At 73.9% G+C, this 18,770-nt stretch carries 10 protein-coding genes; 4 read left to right on the top strand and 6 right to left on the bottom strand.

The annotated features are described in order from the left end of the window. Nucleotide 1: 1 nt before the first annotated feature. Genes DTB53_RS20415 through DTB53_RS20400 form a run of 4 tightly spaced genes read right to left on the bottom strand, consistent with a single transcriptional unit; the run spans nucleotide 2 to nucleotide 11,398 of the window. Nucleotides 2-7,822, bottom strand: a complete 7,821-nt coding sequence (locus tag DTB53_RS20415) for a non-ribosomal peptide synthetase (protein WP_012378155.1) — start codon at nucleotides 7,820-7,822, stop codon at nucleotides 2-4. Beyond that, nucleotides 7,819-8,391 carry a DUF6875 domain-containing protein gene (locus DTB53_RS20410; protein ID WP_012378156.1) on the bottom strand — a complete coding sequence of 191 codons (573 nt, stop codon included), beginning with the start codon at nucleotides 8,389-8,391 and terminating at the stop codon, nucleotides 7,819-7,821. Before DTB53_RS20410 ends, DTB53_RS20415 begins: the two co-directional genes overlap by 4 nt. Then, nucleotides 8,385-9,653: an FAD-dependent oxidoreductase gene (locus DTB53_RS20405; protein WP_012378157.1), complete on the bottom strand. Its 1,269-nt coding sequence runs from the start codon at nucleotides 9,651-9,653 to the stop codon at nucleotides 8,385-8,387. The genes DTB53_RS20410 and DTB53_RS20405 overlap by 7 nt, the downstream gene beginning before the upstream one ends. Further along, complete coding sequence (locus tag DTB53_RS20400; protein WP_012378158.1) at nucleotides 9,650-11,398, bottom strand: non-ribosomal peptide synthetase; 1,749 nt, start codon at nucleotides 11,396-11,398, stop codon at nucleotides 9,650-9,652. The genes DTB53_RS20405 and DTB53_RS20400 overlap by 4 nt, the downstream gene beginning before the upstream one ends. Nucleotides 11,399-11,788: 390 nt before the next feature. On the opposite strand from DTB53_RS20400, the gene DTB53_RS20395 reads away from it, so the two are divergent. After that, on the top strand, nucleotides 11,789-12,754 hold the full coding sequence (locus tag DTB53_RS20395) for a ParB/RepB/Spo0J family partition protein (RefSeq protein WP_256340652.1): 966 nt from the start codon (nucleotides 11,789-11,791) through the stop codon (nucleotides 12,752-12,754). Here DTB53_RS20395 and DTB53_RS20390 read toward each other — a convergent pair. Continuing rightward, nucleotides 12,662-14,017 (bottom strand): MFS transporter, encoded by a 1,356-nt coding sequence (locus DTB53_RS20390; protein ID WP_012378160.1) that lies wholly within the window; start codon nucleotides 14,015-14,017, stop codon nucleotides 12,662-12,664. The two genes, DTB53_RS20395 and DTB53_RS20390, sit on opposite strands and share 93 nt — an antisense overlap. Further along, complete coding sequence (locus DTB53_RS20385; RefSeq protein ID WP_012378161.1) at nucleotides 14,014-15,168, bottom strand: sulfatase; 1,155 nt, start codon at nucleotides 15,166-15,168, stop codon at nucleotides 14,014-14,016. Before DTB53_RS20385 ends, DTB53_RS20390 begins: the two co-directional genes overlap by 4 nt. A 173-nt stretch (nucleotides 15,169-15,341) precedes the next feature. On the opposite strand from DTB53_RS20385, the gene DTB53_RS20380 reads away from it, so the two are divergent. The 3 genes from DTB53_RS20380 to DTB53_RS20370 are packed head-to-tail and all read left to right on the top strand — an operon-like array spanning nucleotide 15,342 to nucleotide 18,769. After that, nucleotides 15,342-17,006 carry a B12-binding domain-containing radical SAM protein gene (locus tag DTB53_RS20380; RefSeq protein WP_003964787.1) on the top strand — a complete coding sequence of 555 codons (1,665 nt, stop codon included), beginning with the start codon at nucleotides 15,342-15,344 and terminating at the stop codon, nucleotides 17,004-17,006. Nucleotides 17,007-17,009: 3 nt separating this feature from the next. Further along, entirely contained in the window at nucleotides 17,010-18,029 is a 1,020-nt protein-coding gene (locus DTB53_RS20375) for a sulfotransferase family protein (protein WP_012378163.1), read from the top strand. Next, nucleotides 18,026-18,769, top strand: a complete 744-nt coding sequence (locus tag DTB53_RS20370; RefSeq protein WP_012378164.1) for a class I SAM-dependent methyltransferase — start codon at nucleotides 18,026-18,028, stop codon at nucleotides 18,767-18,769. The genes DTB53_RS20375 and DTB53_RS20370 overlap by 4 nt, the downstream gene beginning before the upstream one ends. The last annotated feature ends 1 nt before the right edge of the window (nucleotide 18,770 follow it).

Genomic DNA, 18,770 nt, shown 5'->3' with positions numbered 1-18,770 from the left:
GTCATCCATTTCCGGAAAGCGCGCCGGCACCGGTGAGGCCGTCCAGGTGCCTGCGCAGCATTCGCTCGTCGGCCGGGGGGAACCCCACCCCCGCCCCGGCCGCGGCGGCCCAGGTGCGGGAGCAGTCGAACCGCGGGTGCGGGCGGGGGTGTTCGGGCAGGGAGAAGGCGAGCGGGGCGAAGGGCCCGGCCGGGTCGGCGAGCATCCGTTCCCGCCACAGCCGGTACGGCACCACCTCGGTCGGGTGGCCGGCCGAGGTGAGGGCGGCGGCGAGCGCGGCACGGGTGAGGCCGCCGTCGCCGTGGTAGTGGTGGTCCCGGCCCAGGAGCTCCGGGGCCTGCGAGAGCGCGACGATCGCGGCGGCCACCGTGTCCACGGGCACCATGTCCAGCACCTCGGCGGTGTCCGGGACGGCGCCCGCCGCGACGCATCCGGTGAGCCAGCGGCTGAACGCGGAGCGCGGGTCGGTGGCGCCGGTGACGGTGTCGCCGACGATGGCCGCGATGCGGTGGACCGAGACGGGCAGACCGTGGCCGCGGGCGGCGACGGACATGGCGTCGGCCACCCATTTGCTCAGGTCGTAGCCGCTGGTGAGGCCGCTCGGGTCGGTGGGGACGTCGGCCTCGGTGACGACGCGGCCGTCGTGGGCGTCGCCGAGGAAGACGCCGAGGGTGGAGGTCAGGTGCAGCGGGGCACCGCTGTCGCCGGCCAGGCGCAGGATCGCGGCGGTGGCGTCGACGTGGGCGGATTTGAGTGCGTCGTAGGAAGCGGCGAAGTGCGGAACGGCGGCGTTGTGGTAGATCGCGTCCACGGTGGTGAGGGTGTCGTGATCCTCCGTGGACAGTCCGAGGCCGGGTGCGGCCAGGTCGCCGGGGACCGGGATCACGCGGTCGGTGACCGGCAGCCGGTCGATCGAACCCCGGCGGACCAGACAGTGGATCCGGGCATCGGTCCGGGCCAGGAGCTGGTCGAGGAGGTGGCGGCCGAGAAAGCCGGTGGCCCCGGTGAGCAGGATCCGGCGCGGCCGGCCGGCCGAGGGGACGCCGGGCGGTCGGACACGGAACGGTCGGACCTCGATCGGCCGCACGCCGGGCGGTCGCACTCCGGGGGGCGGGGCCGTGCCGAGGCGCGTCCCGGGTGCGGGGGCTGCGCGGAGGCGGATCTCGGGCGGCGGGACGGCGTCGGCGCGCAGCCGGTCGGGCGTGGGCAGGTCCGCCGGGACACCGTCGTCGACGACCGCCGCGAACGCCGCCACGGTGGGGGCGGCGAACAGGGTGCGCATCGGCACCGTGACGCCGAGGCGGTCGCGGACGGCGGCGAGGACGTGGGCGGCGATGAGCGAGTGCCCGCCGAGGGCGAAGAAGTCGGCGGAACGGTCCACGTCGCTCCGGTGGAGAACGGTGGCCCAGATGGCGGCGACGACTCCCTCGGTGGCGGTCCGCGGAGGATCCGCCGGGGCGGCGGGGGCGGCCGGTGGTTCGGGCAGGGCGGTGGTGTCGACCTTGCCGGTGCTCGTGGTCGGAAGGGCGTCGAGGACGACCACGGTGTCCGGCACGAGATACGCGGGCAGGCGGTCGGCGCAGAAGGCGCGCAGGCCGAAAGCGTCCGGGGCTCCGGCCGGTGGGGCGTAACTCGGCGGGGTGGGGGTGGCCGTGCCGGGCGCGGGCGGGGTACCCGGCGGGGTCGGGGTGGCCGGGGTGGGGACGGCTGCGCCGGGTGCGGGCGGGGTGGGGGTGGCCGGAGTCGGGACGGGCGGGGTCGGGATAGCCGTCGTCGGGACGGGCGGGGTCGGGACAGCCGTCGTCGGGACGGGCGGGGTCGGGATAGCCGTCGTCGGGACGGGCGGGGTCGGGATAGCCGTCGTCGGGAGGGGCGGGGTCGGGATAGCCGTGCCGGGCGTGAGCCGCGTCGGGACGGCCGTCCAAGGCCCGGGTGGGGTGGCGGTGGTGAGCGGGGCCGGGGCGCCGACGTAGCCGATGAGGCGGTCCCCGTCGGCCACCACCACGGCTTCCGCGACGGCCGGGTGCGCGGCGAGCACGGCCGCCACCTCTCCCGGCTCCACCCGGTTGCCGCGGATCTTGACCTGGTCGTCGGCGCGGCCGACGAATTCGAGCGTGCCGTGTCGGTTCAGCCTCGCGAGGTCGCCGGTCCGGTACATGCGGGCGCCGGGGCGGTCGGCGTACGGGTCGGCGAGGAACGCCGCGGCGGTCGCGGCCGGTTGCCCCCGGTATCCCCGGGCGGGCGCCGTCCCGCCGATGTAGATCTCGCCGACCACGCCGACGGGCACCCGGCGCAGGGCCCGGTCGAGGAGGTGGACGCGGACGTGCGGCAGCGGGCGGCCGATCGGCAGCCGGGTGGGGTGCTCGCGGCCGTCGACGGTGCGGTGGCTGGTCGCGCAGACGGTGGCTTCCGTCGGGCCGTAGTGGTTGTGGAGGGGAACGCCGTGCTTCGCCCACGCGCGGACGGTCGCCGCCGGAACGGTGTCGCCGCCGACCATCATGATCTCCAACGGCAGGCGTTCGCCCGCGAGATCGGCCACCCAGCGCTGCCAGAGGGGTGCGGCCGTGTCCACCGCGGACAGCCGGTGCTCGACGCAGAGCGCCAGGAGGTCCGGTCCGGTGAGACTGCCCGGGTCGGGGTGGGTGACCAGGGTGGCCCCGGCCGCGAGGACCGGGAAGATGTCGCCGAACGCGGCGTCGAAGTGCGCGGGCGGCACCATGAGGAGGCGGTGCCCGGCGGTCAGGCCGTGTTCGGCGATGAACGCGGTGGTCAGCTTGAGGAGCGTGTCGTGCTGCACTTCGACGCCCTTGGGCTCGCCGGTGGAGCCGGAGGTGTGGACGACGTAGGCGAGCTGCGACGGGTCAACGGGCGTCGATGCGAGGTGAGTGGGGAGGGCCTCGCGGGGTTCGTGGCGGCCGGTGGCAAGGAGAGCCTCACGGGATTCGTGGCGGCCGACGGCAAGGAGATTCTCGCGGGTCAGGACGGTCGTCGCACCGACGGCGGTGATCAGGGCCTGTCGGCGGGAGGGCGGCTGGTCGGGGTCGAGGGGGACGAAGCACCCGCCCGCCTTGAGCACGCCGAGGATCGCGATGATCGCGTCTGCGCCGGCCGGAAGGGTGAGCGCGACCGGGTCCTCGCTCCGGATACCGGCCTCGCGCAGGTGGCGGGCGACGGCCGAGGATCCGCGGTCCAGGTCGCGGTAGGTGAGCGGGGCGGCGGCGAGGTCGAGGACGGCGATGGCGTCAGGGGTCCGGGCGGTCCGGGCGGCGATCAGGTCCACGACGGTCGTGGGGGCCGGTCGCGGGGGGACGGCCGGACCGGTTGGCGGTGTGTCCGGTGCACCCCCGGGGATGGCCGGGTCGGGCCGGGCGCCGAGGGCGGTGTGGACGGCGCTGTCGGCCGGGGACAACAGGTCCAGGTGGGACAGCGGACGTCCGGGGTGGCGGGCCACGGCCTCCATGACCGCGAGCACCTGGTCGGCGATCCCGGTGATCGTGTCCGCCTCGTACCGGTCGGTGCGGTAGTCGATGAGGGCGGGCCAGTCGCCCTCGCGTTCCCTGATGTGGAGGGTGAGGTCGAAACGGCTGGTGGCGCGGTCGATCGGGAGCGGGGTGGCGGTCAGGCCGGTGAAGGTGACGGGGGCCGTCTCGCGGTTGAGGACCAGCATCGTCCGGAACAGCGGGTCGCGGTCCCCCCGCGGGGTGGGGAGCGCGGTGAGGATGTCGGCCGGTGCGATGTCGGCGTGGTCCATCGCGTCGGCCACCGCCCCGGTGGCGTCGGCGAGCAGGTCGCGCGGGGTGGCTCGACGATTCGTGCGGAGCCGGAGCGGGAGGGTCGTGACGAACATGCCGATCACGTCGTCCCACCCGTCCGGGCGGGTGCTGACCGGGGTGCCGACGACGAGGTCGTCGCCACCGTCCCGGGTGGCGGAGACGATCGCGAGGACGGCGAGGAGACCGGCGACGGTGGTGGCGCCCTCGCCCCGGCACCGGGTGGCGAAGCGGCGGGCGAGCCCGGCGGGGACGGTGAACCGGTGCGTGGCACCGGGGGCGGCGCCCGAGCGGTCGGGGTGAGCCGGGCCCCCGCCGTTTTCCGGGTGCGGCGGTGTGTCCGGCGCGGTGGCCGGGGACGTGCCGTACGGGTGGTCCGGCGCGGGTCCGGAGGCGGACGGGGCGTCGCGCAGTGTTTCGGCCCAGAAGTCGGTGGTGCGTCGCCGTGGCCCCACGACCGTCGGCGCGGAGAGCCTCGGGCCCCCGAGGGGCGGCGCGGAGGGCCGTGGCCCCACGACCGCCGGCGCGCCGATCGGCGGCTCCGGTGCGCCGGTCCTCGCCCGGAGCGCGGGCCCCGGCCCCGTCCGCCGGACATCCGCGGCGCCACCGGGAGGGGACGAGGCGATCGGGTCCGCCGAGGTCAGGGTCGACAGCAGGATCGACATCGAGGTGTCGTCGCAGATGATGTGGTGAGCGGTGAGCGTCAGGAGATGGGTCGTGGGGGCGGTTCTGATCAGGTGGGCCCGCACCAGCGGGGGGCGGGTCAGGTCGAAGGGGCGGTCGGCGTCCCGGGCGGCCAGGCGTTCGGCCTCCGGCCACGGGTCGGTCCGCGCGCTCAGGTCCGTGGTGCGCCAGGCCCTCGCCGACAGCGCGTCCGTGCAGGGCTCGGCGCTCAGCCGCGGGACGCCCGCGTGGACGGTGATCGCCGACCGCAGGGCCGGGTGGGCGGCCAGGGTGTGGGTGAACCCGGCCCGCAGGCCGGCCTCGTCGAGCGCGCCGTCCAGCCGGAAAGCGGCGTGCACGACGTAGGCGCCGTCGTCCCGGCCCGCCTGGTGGATGGCCCACAGTCCTCGCTGCGGGCCGGACAGCCCTCCTGGCGTGGCGGGCGCCGCCCCGGGCTCCTCCGGAGTGCCGGGGTCGCCCCGGCCCGCGTCGATCGCGGCGGCCAGGGCGGCGACGGTGGGGTGGGCGAACAGGGTCCTGACCGTCACCTCCGCGCCGGTCGACGCCGCGATCCGCGCGACGGCCTTCGCCGCCGCCAGGGAGTGGCCGCCGGACAGGAAGAAGTCGTCGTCCCGGCCGACCGGGCGGGCCAGCAGACCCGCGAAGATCTCCGCGACCGTGGTCTCCAGGCCCGGGTGGGGGTCAGGGGCGGTGGTGTCCTCCGCCGGAGGGGGCAGGGCGCGTACGTTCAGCTTTCCGGAGCTGGTCAACGGGAACGCATCCACGGTCACCATCGCCGACGGCACCAGGTAGGCGGGAAGGACACGGCTCAGCCGCTCCCGCACCCCCGTCCAGCGGGGCCGCCCTGCGGCCGGGATCACGTAGGCCACCAGACGGTCGCCGTCACCGGTCACGCGGGCGTCGGCGACCTCCGGGTCCGCCCGCAACGCCGCCTCCACCTCGGCCGGTTCCACCCGGTGGCCCCGCACCTTGAGCTGCGCGTCCGCCCGTCCGACGAACTCCACGAGACCGCCCGGCCTGCGCCGTGCCAAGTCGCCCGTCGCGTACATGCGCGCACCGGGGACCGGCGAGAACGGGTCGGCGACGAACCTCGTCGCCGACCGGCCGGGCGCGCCGAGATAACCGCGCGCCAGGGGGAAGCCGCCCAGGTACACCTCACCGACCACGTCGTCGTCAACCGGTCGCAGGCCCGCGTTCAGCAGGTACCGGGCCACCCCGTCGAGCGGGTCGCCGATGCCGAACCTGCCGCCCCGGTGCACCCGTTCGGCGGTCGACCAGATCGTCGTCTCGGTCGGGCCGTACGTGTTCCACAGCTCGGCCCCGCCCAGCGCCCCGGCCAGCTCCGGGGTGAGCACCTCCCCGATCGACACCCGGACCCGTACGCACTCCGGCACTCCCCCGGCCGCCGCCAGCACCGCCCACAGCGACGGGGTGACCTGGACGACCGTGACCGCCTCCGCCTTCAACAGCCGGGCGAGCGCGGGACCGTCCACCACGGTCTCCGGCGGTACGGGCACCACCCGGGCGCCCACCGTCAGCGGCGCCACCAGTTCCCACACCGAGATGTCGAACGCCGGGGAGATCAGGGCCGCGACCACGTCCCCGGCGCGCAGCCCGACCAACGCCGTCGACCGGGCCAGCATCCCGGCCACCGCGCGGTGCGGCACGCCCACCGCCTTGGGGCTGCCGGTCGACCCGGACGTGTGCAGCACGTACGCCAGTGACTCGGGGGCGATGCCGGGTTCGACGCGCTCGAACTCCTGTGGCAGCTCCGGGATCCCGGTCAGCACGATCCGGGCGGCCCCGGTGACGGCCCGGCGCCTCGGCCCGGGCCACGAGGGTTCCACCGGTACGTACACCGCGCCGGCCCGCCAGATCCCGAGGACGGCGACCACCAGGTCCCTGCCGCGCGGCAGGTCCACCGCGACCCACACCTCCGGTCCGGCGCCCCGCGACCGCAACACCGAGGCCAGCGCCGCCGAACGGCGCTCCAACTCGGCGTAGGACAGCTCCCCCACCGCGAGGCCCTCCGCGTCGAACCTGATCAGCTCCAGCACGGTCGACGGCGCCGGGGCACCGGCCGGTCCGGCGGAACCCCCGGTCGGGGGCGCCGACTCGGCCACCGCCGAAGCCCCAGCCGTCAACGCCGACAGCCGGCGGTCGGGGTCGGCGCAGGCACCGTCCAGCAGGGCCAGCAGACGCCCGGCGAAACCGTCGACCGTCGCCCCGTCGAACAGGTCCGTGTCGTGTTCGGTGACCACGGTCATCTCCGGGCCGCCGGACTCCACCATCACGGTGAGGTCGACGTCGGCCGTGCCCGTGTCCGGCAGCATCCGGTCGGCCCGCACGCCGGGAAGCACCACCTCGGGCGGGTCCTGCATCACCAGGTGTGCCTGGCACAGCGGCGCGTGGCTCGGGTCGCGGGCGGCGCCGACCGCCTCGACGATCCGGTCGAACGGGACCGCCGCGCCGCCCAGTCCCGCCGCGACCGCGCCGCGGGCCCTGGCCACCAGCTCGCGGAAGGTCGGATCGCCGCCGATCCGCACCCGCAGCGGAACCGGGTTCACGAACATGCCGACGGCGTCGGCGGACTCCGGCCCCGGCCGCCCGGACACCAGGGTGGCGGCCACCACGTCGTCCTGACCCGCGGTCGTGCCCAAGGTGGCGGCGTACGCGGCGTGCAGCACGACGAAGCGGGTGGCGCGCGTGGCGCGGGCGAGCGCGTCGACCCGCGCGGTGAGGCCCGCGGGGACGGAGTGGCGGCGCAACTCGCCCCGGAACCCGCGCATCCTCGGGCGGGGCCGGTCGGTGGGCAGGGTGAGGAGGTCAGGCACACCGGCCAGGTCGGACACCCGGCGGGACGGGTCGTGGTCGACGGTGTCCGGCGGTGCTCCGGGATCCGGCAGGGCCCGGCCCGGGTCGGCGTACAGGGCGCCGATCTCCCCGCACAGCACCGCCAGCGACCTGCCGTCGACGACCGCGTGATGCGTATTGATCACCAGGATGTGGTCGGTCGGTGTGATCCGGCCCAGCCGGACCCGGAACAGGGGCCCGGTGCGCAGGTCGAACGGCTCCCGGGCGGCCCGCGTCGCGAACGCCTCGGCGTCCGCGGCCGGCACGGCCCGCACCACGACATCCGCTGCGGCCACCGGACCCGTCCGCCCGACCGGCTCGCCGTCGACCTCGTCGAAGGTGGTGCGCAGCACCGGGTGCCGGGCCGCCACCAGGTCCGCCGCGCGCCGCAGCGCGTCCGCCGACAGGGGGCCGGTCAACCGGAACACCGCCGGGTTGTTGTGCAGGGGGGCGCCGTCGGCGAACGCCTCGGCGAACCAGAGCCGTCGGGCCCCGGGCGGGAGCGGGAACGTCATCGGTGCGCCCCCCGGTCCCCGAACCGGCGGCGGTACGCCGCCAGTTGTTCCGGATCCGACCGCAGGAACGGCGCGTCGGCGGCCACCATGTGCCGCACCGCCAGCAGGGGCAGCGGGCTGCGCATGGGCCGGAAGTCCGCGTTCCACAGTCCCTGTGCCGACGGTGGTCCGGGGTGGAACTCGCCGATCATCAGGCCGCGTTCCACGAACCCGGGCTTCAGCTCCCGCTGCGCTCGGTCGATCTCCCCGGGCGGGACGTCCGGCAGCACCACCAGGACCGTCCGGTATCTGGCCGCCGGCCACGCACGGGGCGGCAGTTCGGGGAACCAGTCCCGGTAGGCGGTCATCACCGCCCGCAGGTCCGGCCGTCCCGGGTGCACGGCGAGGAACAGTCCGCCCCGTTCCAGCGAGAGGGCGGTGTACGGGCAGACGTCGCCGCCCCGCCCGAGATCGGGGTGCGGTCGGCACAGGTAGGAGCGGGCCCACGCCAGTACCACCTCGGCGGCGGGGGGCAGGTCCGGGTGGCCGGGCTCGAACAGCGAGACGTCACCCGCCGGGTGGCTCAGCATCCCCCGCTCCGCTTCCGCCGCGCCGCGGCGAGCAACGCGACTCCGCCGAGCCCGGCCAGTCCACCGAGGAGCCGGTCCTGGCGGCGGGCGCGGGCGAGCGCGTCACCGTACGGGAGGGTGCTGTGGCTGATCATCGCGTAGAGCGTCCGCCATCCCGGTATCAGGCGGCCGAGCTCGAAGTCGATCCGCTTGCGGGCCAGGAACACCGGTGACCGCACCCGGTCGCGCAGCTCCACGAAGTTGCGCGCGGACAGGTCGGCGAGCACGTCGGTGTGCGGGCGGCGACGGGCCTCGAAGGCGGCGAGCGCGTCGCCGGTGGCGTGTTCGGCCAGACACGCTTCGAGCACCGCGCAGTCCTCGAAGGCGGCGTTCATCCCCTGGCCGTAGAACGGGAACACGGCGTGGGCGGCGTCGCCGACGAGGACGACCCGGTCGTGCCGCCACGGCGCGGTGCGCACCGACACCAGGCTGCCCGGTTCCTGCGCGAGGAACTGGGTGACCAGGTCCGGCACCAGTTCGGACAGGTCGCCGAACTCCTCGGCCAGGAAGGCCCCGGCCCTCGCCGGGTCGCGCAGCCCCTGGAACCCGGTGTCGCCGTCGAACGGCAGGAACACGGTCCCGGTCAGGGAGCCGTCCGGGTTGGGGTGTGCCACGACCAGCCCCCGCCGGCCGGGCCACACGTGCAGCGCTTCCGGGCGGTCGACGGCCGGGATGGTGAACTCCCGGTAGCCCCAGTCCAGGTGGGTCACGTGGAGTTCGGCGCGCACCTGGCGGTGCAGGTGCGTGCGCACGGTCGAGTACGCGCCGTCCGCGCCCACGACGAGATCCGCCGCGAACGTCCTGGCCGGGGTCCACACCTCGTCACCGGCCAGGCCGGTGACGCGGTGCCCGAACCACAGCCGCACCCGGGGGTCCGCTTCGGCGGCGTCGAGCAGGGTGATGTTGAGGTCGTGGCGGCGGACCGCGTGCAGGACCTGGGTGTCGTCCGTGCCGTAGGGCTGGTGGGTGACCCGGCCGCCGTGGTGGACGATCCGCCCGCGCATGGGAACCGCCGCGGCCAGGGCCTTGTCGAGGAGACCGATGTCGCGCAACGCGGCCCGCCCGCGTTCGGACAGCCCGACGCTGATCGACGCGGCCTCCGGCCCGTCCGTGGCGCGGGGGTCGGCGCGCCGCTCGACCAGGTCGACTCGGTGGCCGCGGCGGGCCAGCCGGATCGCCAGCATCGTTCCGGCCATACCCGCCCCGACGATGACGACGTTCATGTCCGGCCCCCGGCCGAGTCCGCCGGAGAGACCGGGACCGGCGAGGCCGGGGCCGTCGCCTCCGCCACGCCCACCGCGTTCACCGCCCCCGCCGTGTCCACCGCGTCCGTCGCGTCCGCCGCGTCCGTCGCGGAGAGGGCGTTGGCGAGTTCGGCGGGGGTGGGGGCGTCGAACACGGTGGCCACGGACGCTTCCAGGGCCAGTTCGACGCGGATTCGGCTGGCCAGCGCGGTGGCCGTGAGCGAGGTGCCGCCGAGGGCGAAGAAGTCGTCGTCCGGCGCGACCGCGTCCACCGACAGCACCTCGGCGAACAGCCCGGCGAGGTCGTCGGCGAGCCCGACCGACGCCCTCGGTACGGGAGCGTCGAACGCGGCCCGGTCCAGTTTCCCGTTGGGGGTCAGCGGGAAGTGGCCGACCACCTCGATCAGGTCGGGGACGAGGTGGGCCGGCAGCCGCTCGGCGAGGTGCGCGCGCAGGTCGGGCACGCTCGCCCCGCGCGGCACCACGTAGCCCACCAGGTAGGCCCCGAGCGGCCCGGAGCGGGCGACGACCGCGGCCCGCGCCACCGCCGGGTGTGCGCCGAGCGCGGCCTCCACCTCGGCCGGTTCGACCCGGTGGCCGCGGATCTTCACCTGGTCGTCGGTGCGTCCGAGGAACACCAGGTCACCGTCGGGCAGCACACGGACGAGGTCGCCGGTGCGGAACATGCGCGAGCCGGGCGGCCCCCACGGGTCGGCGACGAACCGCTGCGCGGTCGCTCCGGGCCGGCCCAGATAGCCGCGCGCGACCCCGGCGCCGCCGATGTACAGCTCGCCCTCGGCGGCCGGGGCGCACGTCCCGTCCAGCACGCGTAGTTCGGTGCCGGGGATCGCCGTTCCGATCGGCGCCGGGGGGCCGCCGGTGAGCGGTGCGCTCATGGTGGCGCACGCGGTCGTCTCGGTCGGGCCGTAGGCGTTGATCATCCGGCGGCCGGCGGACCATCGGGTGACGAGGTCCGGGCCCAGCGCCTCCCCCGCGACGATCAGGCAGGTGACCGAGGGCAGTGCCAGGTCCGGCTGGGTGGCGAGCGCGCTCGGTGGCATGCACACATGGGTGACGCCGTGTTCGGCGATGAACCGGGCGAACGGTTCGCCGGGGGGAAGGCCCTCGGGCGGTGCGAGGACGAGCGTGGCCCCGGTGAGCAGCGCCATGCACAGGTCGGCGACGGCCACGTCGAAGCCGACCGACGCGTACTGGAGTACCCGGGCGCCCGGTCGGGCGCCGAAGCGTTCTCGTTGCGCCGCGACGAGAGGGGCGATCCCCGTATGGGGAACGACCACGCCCTTGGGTGCTCCGGTCGAGCCGGAGGTGTGGATGACGTAGGCGGCGCACGCCGGATCGGGTTCGGTCACCGGGGCCGCGGGTACCGCCGAGGCCTCCAGCTCCCGCAGCTCGCCCGGTGTCAGCACCAGGGCGGGACGGGCGTCGGCGAGCACGGCGACCACCCGGTCGGGCGGCTGGGCGGGGTCGACCGGCAGGTAGGCGGCTCCCGCGGCGAGCACCCCCACGACGGCCACCACCATGTCCGCGCCGCGCGGTATCGCGACGGCGACGATGTCGTCCGGCCCGATCCCCCGCTCGCGCAGCCCGCCCGCCACAGTGCGGGCGCGGGTGTCGAGTTCGCCGTAGGTGAGGGTGCCGTCCGCGGTGGCCACCGCGATCGAGTCCGGGGCCCGGACCACCTGGCGCCGGAACATTCCGACCATCGTCCCGGCAGGCAGGGAATTCACCGTATCCATTCGCGCGTCCACTGTGATTTCACACTCCGTGACCCACGGAAATCCATTGGGGGAACGGGGGGAACTCTGTCCCATGACGCGGATCGGTGTCAACGAGTTCGACGAGGCGCTTACTTCGGCCCTCACCTGGTGCACCGACGGGAAAGGAATCATGAGAACTTACTCAGGGAAACTTTGTCTCACCGGTCTGTTCGGCGCCAGAACGCGGCCGGTATCTTGTAGCCGCTTCCGGGATCCGATCGGTTACGCGCTGCCGAGCGTGACACGGCGTGCTCGGAAAAGGCTTGGCCATCTGGAGGAGTTCGGATGAGCGCGACATCGCTGGGTGCACCACCGTCGGACACGCCGCCGACGTTCGTGCCGGTCGACCAGGTGACCGAAACGTGTCTCGTACGGGTCGCCGGCTCTCGCCCCGACCACGTCAGCGCGCTCGCCCAGTGCCGGGACGACCTCCCGCCGATCCTTGTGCACCGGCCGACGATGCAGGTCATCGACGGTGTGCATCGCCTGCGCGCGGCCAGGCTGCGCGGGGACGCCACCATCGGCGCGCGGTTCGTCGACGGCTCGGAGGAGGACGCGTTCGTCCTGGCCGTGCGCGCCAACGCGACCCAGGGATTGCCGCTGACGCTCGCCGACCGCACGGCGGCCGCCTCCCGGATCCTCGCGTCGCATCCGCATCTGTCGGACCGTCTGATCGCGTCGACGGCCGGATTGTCCACCAAGACGGTGTCGGCGATCCGGCAGCGTACAAGCGGGGAAATGACCCAGTTGCACACCCGTCTCGGCCGCGACGGAAAGGTGCGGCCCCTCGACGCGTCGCACGGACGCATGAGGGCGAGTCAGGCCATTGCGAAAGACCCCGGCCTTTCGTTACGGGCCATCGCCCGCATCGCCGGAATATCGGTCGGTACCGCGCGGGACGTCCGCGAAAGAATGCGTCGCGGCGAGCATCCCGTGCCGCCGCGCTATCGCCTTCCCGCCGGGCAGCACACGGAAAGCGACGCGGCGGAGAAGAAGGCGTCCGGCAACAACACCGGTGGGAGAGTCAGCACCGGCGACGGCAGCGCCGGCACGCCTCGCGCCGAACGGGACCGGTTCCTGCTCGCGCTGCGCACCGACCCGTCGTTGCGGTTCTCCGGGGTCGGCCGCGCGCTCCTGCGGCTGCTCGACGCCAACACGCTCGACGCCGCGCAGTGGGAGCGCCTCGCCGCCGCCGTCCCCCAGCGCTGGTCACCGGTTGTCGCCGACCTCGCCATGGACTGCGCGGCCGACTGGTCGGCGCTCGCCTGCCGGGTCCGCGAGCAGCTCCGCGTCAGCGCGTGAGTCCGGCGCACACGCCACGGCGACGGCCGCCGCCGTCTGTACCGCCGCGAACAGCGCGACCACCGGGAGCAGCGACGAATCGTCCGCGGTGATCGCGACCGCGACGAGTGGCAGGAAGCTGGAGATCGTGACGCCCACCTGATAGGTCACGGCGATCGCGGAGAACCGCACCATGGTCGGGAACAGGTCCACCAGGAACGCCGCCAGGCCGCCGTAGATCGCGCCGTGCGCGATGGTCAGCGCGGGGACGAACACCAGGACGGCCAGGGTCGGATCGCCCGAGGACAGCCAGGCGCCCGCCGGGACCATCGCCGCCACCGCGACCACGTAGCCGAAGATCATGACCGGCCGGCGGCCGAACCGGTCGGACAGCGCGCCGAACACCGGCAGCGTCACGCACTCCCCCAGGGCCGCGATCATCAGTCCGGTCAGCACGGTCGACCGCACCTCCAGCCCGGCCTTCGCCGCGTGCGCCACCAGGAAGACGGTGAACATCGCGATCACCGACCCGGTGCCGAGTGAGGCGAGAACGCCGATCAGCACGCGGCGCGGCCACCGCCGCAGCACCGTGATCACCGGCACCCGGGCGGTGGGGGCCGCCGCCCGGCCCCGTACGAACTCCGGTGTCTCCTCGATGCCCAGCCGGACCCAGATGCCGATGCCGACCAGGACGACCGACGCCAGGAACGGCAGTCGCCATCCCCAGGTCAGGAAGTCCTCCTCGGGCAGTCCGGAGATCAGGACGAAGGTGAGGTTGCTGCCGAACAGGGCCAGCGCGAAGCCCATCGCGGGCCAGCTGCTGAGGAAGCCCCGGCGTCGGGGCGGGCCGTGTTCGGTGCTGAGGAGCACCGCGCTTCCCCATTCGCCGCCGATGCCGATGCCCTGGGCGACGCGCAGCGTCACCAGCAGGACCGGTGCGAGGACACCGGCCGTGTCGTAGGTGGGCAGCAGGCCGACGCCGAACGTGGCGATGCCCATGACGAGCAGCGTCCACACCATCATCGACTTGCGGCCCACCCGGTCGCCGAAGTGGCCGAACACCAGGCCGCCCAGCGGGCGCGCGACGAACCCGGCCGCGTAGGTGGCGAACGAGGCGAGGACACCGCCGGCGGCCGACGACCCGGGGAAGAACAGCGGGCCGAACACCAGCGCGGACGCCGTGGCGTACAGGTAGAAGTCGTACCACTCGATCGCGGTCCCGATCGTGCTCGCGACCAGCACCCGGCGGACCGACCGCGGCGCCGCGGTCGCCCCTGGTTTCACGCGTCCTCGTCGGACACGAGGACCCGCCCGTCGAGCTCGTCGGGATCGGCGGCGAGGTCGTAGGCCCACACCTGGCGCCCGTCCGCCTCCCAGATCACCTTCCGCCCGTCCGCCCGCACCGCGTGCAGCGCCTTCAGGTCCGGGTAGTCGTCCGAGGCGGCGGCCCGCTCCTGCGGGAAGTAGGTCTCCGAGTACGCCTCGCGGGAGGGCCCGTTGCCGCTCGCGAAGAACTCGGTCAGCGAGGCGCCGTCCGACGGCAGCGGGTCCAGTCCGAGCTGGTCGAGCACCGTCGGCATGATGTCGACCAGCCGCACCTGGCTGTCCACGCTCATCCCCGCCGGGACCCCGGGGCCGCTGATGACCAGCGGCACGTGCTGGGTCGCGTCGAACAGCAGGCAGCCGTGCCCCTCCTCGTACGGGTGGCCGAGGTCGCCGGCGTGGTCGTTGGGGTACCACCCGGCCAGGTCCTCGCCGTGGTCGGAGAAGCACACCACCAGCGTCGACGCGAGGTCGTGGCCCAGCTCGGCGATGCGGCGGAGCAGCAGCTGGACGTAGTGGTCGGTGTAGGCGATCTCGCCCTCGTACGGGTTGGCCACCTCGACGCCGACGTCCTCGGGCGGCTCGTAGGGCCAGTGCGCGTCGAAGAAGTGGGCGAACAGGAAGAACGGGCCGGCGCCGTCCAGCGACCGGAGCCACTCGGTGGCGCGTTCGACCACCAGCGGCGCGCGCTTGAGGGCCAGTCCGCGCAACTTCACGTCGCCGACCGACAGCGGGTCCCGGCCGTCCGGCAGCAGGGGGATCTCGTCGTCGTAGAAGTCGAATCCGCGGTCGATCCCGTACCACTGGTTCAGGCCGGGGCAGGACACCACCGCGCCCGTCGTGTACCCGACCGCCGACAGCCGCTCCGCCAGCGTCGGCACCCGCTTGTCCAGCGCTTCGCGGAACAGGTGCCTGACCCCGTGGCGGGGCGGCTGGAGCCCGGTGAACACCGTCGCGTGGCTGACCGGAGTCAGGGGGCACGAGGAGATCGCCTGCGTGAAGCTGACCCCGCTCGCGCGCAGCCGCTCCACTCCGGGGTACTTCCCCGAATAGGCCACGTCGGCGCGGACGGTGTCGAGGGAGATGAACAGGACGTTCGGCTGTGCGGTCACCGGGATTCCTCCGTCTGCCTCTGTCGACGCCGGGCGGGACCGAAGCTAACAACCGGCTCCCCGCGTTCGACATCGGCCGACCGGCGGGCATGAACACCCGTGCTGAACAGCGCGTCCCGCTCCTACAGTTACGCGGCGAAGACTCCACGTCCGTGAAGCGAGGGAGCATGCACATGGCGCGTAAGTTGTCCCTGGCCCTGGAGCTGTACGCCGACGCGAACGGCGCCGTCGACCAGCGCTACATCGAGCAGATGCGCGACCAGGACGCCGAACCGGTGCCGGTCGATCCCACCCTGCCGAGGTTCACCCTCGTCGTCGGACCCTCGCCGTTCACCATGCCGCGCGGTTGGGAGTTCTTCCTCACCTCCCCCTACGAGGGTGCGACGTACATCTCGACCGTGCTGCACAACGCCGGGTACCCGGTGCGCATCGTCGACGTCCGCTACACCCCGAACCCCCTGCAATCGGCGTACGAGCAGATCGTCGAAGGCACCGACGTGCTCGGCATATGCACGTTCGAGGACAACTTCCCGTTCTGCCGCTCGCTGATGGCGATGGTCCGCGGATCCCACCCGGACATACCCATCGTCTGCGGCGGTTCGCTGGTCACTTCCGCCCCGTCGGTGTTCATGTCGGACACCGACTGCGACATCGCGGTGATCAGCGAGGGTGAGATCACCATCCTGGAGCTGATGGAGAGTTACACCCGCGGCTCGTGGCAGCGGGACCTCCCCGGCATCAGGGGCATCTGCTACCGGGACGAGAAGGGGAAGGCGCGCCGCACGCCGCCCCGTGGCCAGATGATGGATCTCGACGCCCTGCCCAGGATGCGGCTCGACCTGTGGCCCCAGTCGCGGTCGCCGCTCGGCATGCAGCCGCAGGTGATCTCGTCCTACAGCCGCGGCTGCAAGATGGACTGCTCGTTCTGCTACCGCACCACCCCGCAGGTGCGGGCGAAGTCGCCGGAGAAGATGGACCGCGACCTCGACTGGCTCAAGACCCGGTACGGCGTGGAGTTCTGCTTCTTCGTCGACCTGACGTTCAGCTCGCACCGCGGCCAGACCATCGAGATGTGCGACGTGATCTCCCAGCACGATCTGCGGTGGACCTGTCTGACCCGGTGCGCCGACATGGACGTGCCGCGCATCGACGCGATGCGGGAGGCGGGTGCGGACATCATCCTGTACGGCGTCGAGTCGCTGGGCCGCGAGGTGCTGCGGGAGGCCCGCAAGGGCAGCAGCGAGAACCTGACCGTCCGCGCGATGCGCACCACGTTCGAGGGCGGTGTGCGGTTCGGCTCGCTCCTCATCGTCGGTCTGCCGAACGAGACCGAGGAGTCCCTGGCGGACATGGTGCAGTTCGCCGAGCAGTACAACCACGTGACCCGGGTGAAGTACCTGTCGGCCATGCCCGGCACGACGGTGTACCAGGACGCGGTGCGGAACAAGGTGATCCGCACCGAGGTCGACCACCTGAACTGGCTGTCGGTCGAACAGGCGCTGCACGAGGACGAGTTCCTGAACGTCAGCGGATTGCCCGAGCAGGTCTGCCGGGACGCGTACAAGCGGGTGTACGACGCCTATCAGCCCGGTCCGGTGATGGACTTCCAGCACTGGCCGGAGCACTTCCAGTACTTCCACCCGCAGCCGGCCGACGGCACCGAGCGCTCGACCTCGTACGCCGGCACCGGCTGGCGCGCGGAGTGGAGCTCCGCCGCCGCGCCCCTGGTCCCCGGCTCCGAGCAGTACACCCTGGACAAGGTGGCCGACCCGGAGGTGGCCGCCGTCGGGAGCACCCTGATGGACTGCGGCGCGAAGAAGCTCGCGGTGGGGGGCTGACCGGTGGCCGCCCAGGACGGCCCGATCCTGATCATCGGGACCGAACGCTCCGGGTCGAACCTGCTGCGGCTGGTGCTCGACGCGCACTCGCGGATCGCGGTCCCGCACCCGCCGCACTTCCTGCGGTACCTGTCCGGTATCCCGTACGACGGCGATGTGGACGCGATGGTCGACGACGCGATGCGGTTGCTGCGCCACCACATCCATCCGTGGCCGCACGTGATCGACCGGGCCGCGGTGACGAGGGCGGCCGGCCCGTCGCTGTTCGGGGTGGTGTCGGCGATCTACGACCAGTACCGCGTCGCCGAGGGCGCGGCCCGGTGGGGGTGCAAGAGCACGTTCATGGTCGAGCACGTCGACGAGGTGCTCGCCGGACTCCCTCACGCGCGGTTCCTCTGGCTGGTGCGCGATCCCCGCGATGTGGCCGCTTCGGCGAAGCGGGCCGTGTTCGGCCCCTGCCACCCGTACCGGATGGCAGAGCGGTGGACGGCCGAGCAGGAGCTGGCCCGCGCGGCCCTGGAGCGGTGGGGTCCTTCCGTGGTGCACCTGGTGCGGTACGAGGACCTGGTGTCCGCGCCCGAACGGGAGATCCGGGCGATCTGCGACTTCGTCGGGGAGGCGTTCGAGCCCGCGATGCTGGCGCACCACCTCGGTGGCCACGCCCGGATGACCGCGTCGCTGTCGGCCTCCTGGCGCACGGCGGGCGACCCGATCACCACGGCCCGGATCGGCGCCCACCGGCGGGGGCTGACCGACCGGGAGCGGCGGCAGGTGGAGAGCGTGGCCGCGCGGGCGATGGAGACCCTTCGCTACCCGTTCGACCCGGCCTCGCGGGCCGAACCGGCCCCCGGTCAGTTCGGTGTCGCGCTGCGCGGCCTGGCGGTGCGGCTGGCGGTCGAGGCCCGGTCGCTGCGCACCGACCGCAACCACTTCCGGCGCTGGCGGCGCGACGCCACCGTCCACCGGCTGCGCCGCCGCGCGAGGCCGGGCCGCGTACGGGTTCCGGCAGGGGAGAGCAGATGAACGAGACGGAGAACGTCCGCACGCACTTCGCCGACCGGGCGGGCACCTACGACCGGTCCAGTGCGTGGTGCACCGACGACGCGCTGGGCGGGCTGATGCTGTCCGCGGCCGCGCCCCGGCCGGACCACGCGGTCCTGGACGTGGCGTGCGGCACCGGACTGGTGTCGAGGCTGTTCGCCGGGCGGGTACGGCGGCTGACCGGCGTGGACATCACGCCGGAGATGGCCGAGCGGGCGCGTGACGTGCTCGACGAACTGGTGATCGCCCCGGCGGAGGAGCTGCCGTTCGCTGACGGCGCGTTCGACCTCGTGGTGTGCCGTCAGGGGATCCAGTTCATGACGCTGCCGGACGCGGTGCGGGAGATGGTGCGGGTGACCCGGCCGGGCGGGCGGGTCGTCCTGACCCATCTGTGCGCCTACGGGGACGACGACCGCGACGAGTACGCCGAGATCCTGCGGCTGCGCAACCCGGCCCGGCGGCACTTCTTCCGGGCCGGCGACGTCGAGGCCCTGCTCGCCGGCGCGGGGTGCGCCCCGGTGCGGTCGCAGCGGCACGTGTCGGTGGAGGACGTGGACGTGTGGTCGGACAACGGCGCGATCGGCGAGGACGCGCGGGAGGCCATCAGGGACCGTTACCGAAGGGCGTCGCCCGCGTTCCGGGCGCGGCACGCGGTGGCCGAGGCGGACGGGCGGATCACCGACCGGATGCTGTTCGTCGTCGCCTCGGGAACGAGGGTCTGAC

The organism is Streptomyces griseus, assembly GCF_900460065.1.
GTDB lineage: Bacteria > Actinomycetota > Actinomycetes > Streptomycetales > Streptomycetaceae > Streptomyces > Streptomyces griseus.
This window is presented reverse-complemented; position numbering and strand designations above follow the sequence as displayed.

Bases quoted from the DNA above. Each gene is read 5' to 3' on its own strand.
- DTB53_RS20415 (WP_012378155.1), bottom strand. From the start codon at position 7,822: ATGACGTTCCCGCTCCCGCCCGGGGCCCGACGGCTCTGGTTCGCCGAG.
- DTB53_RS20410 (WP_012378156.1), bottom strand. From the start codon at position 8,391: ATGCTGAGCCACCCGGCGGGTGACGTCTCGCTGTTCGAGCCCGGCCAC.
- DTB53_RS20405 (WP_012378157.1), bottom strand. From the start codon at position 9,653: ATGAACGTCGTCATCGTCGGGGCGGGTATGGCCGGAACGATGCTGGCG.
- DTB53_RS20400 (WP_012378158.1), bottom strand. From the start codon at position 11,398: ATGGTCGGAATGTTCCGGCGCCAGGTGGTCCGGGCCCCGGACTCGATC.
- DTB53_RS20380 (WP_003964787.1), top strand. From the start codon at position 15,342: ATGGCGCGTAAGTTGTCCCTGGCCCTGGAGCTGTACGCCGACGCGAAC.
- DTB53_RS20370 (WP_012378164.1), top strand. From the start codon at position 18,026: ATGAACGAGACGGAGAACGTCCGCACGCACTTCGCCGACCGGGCGGGC.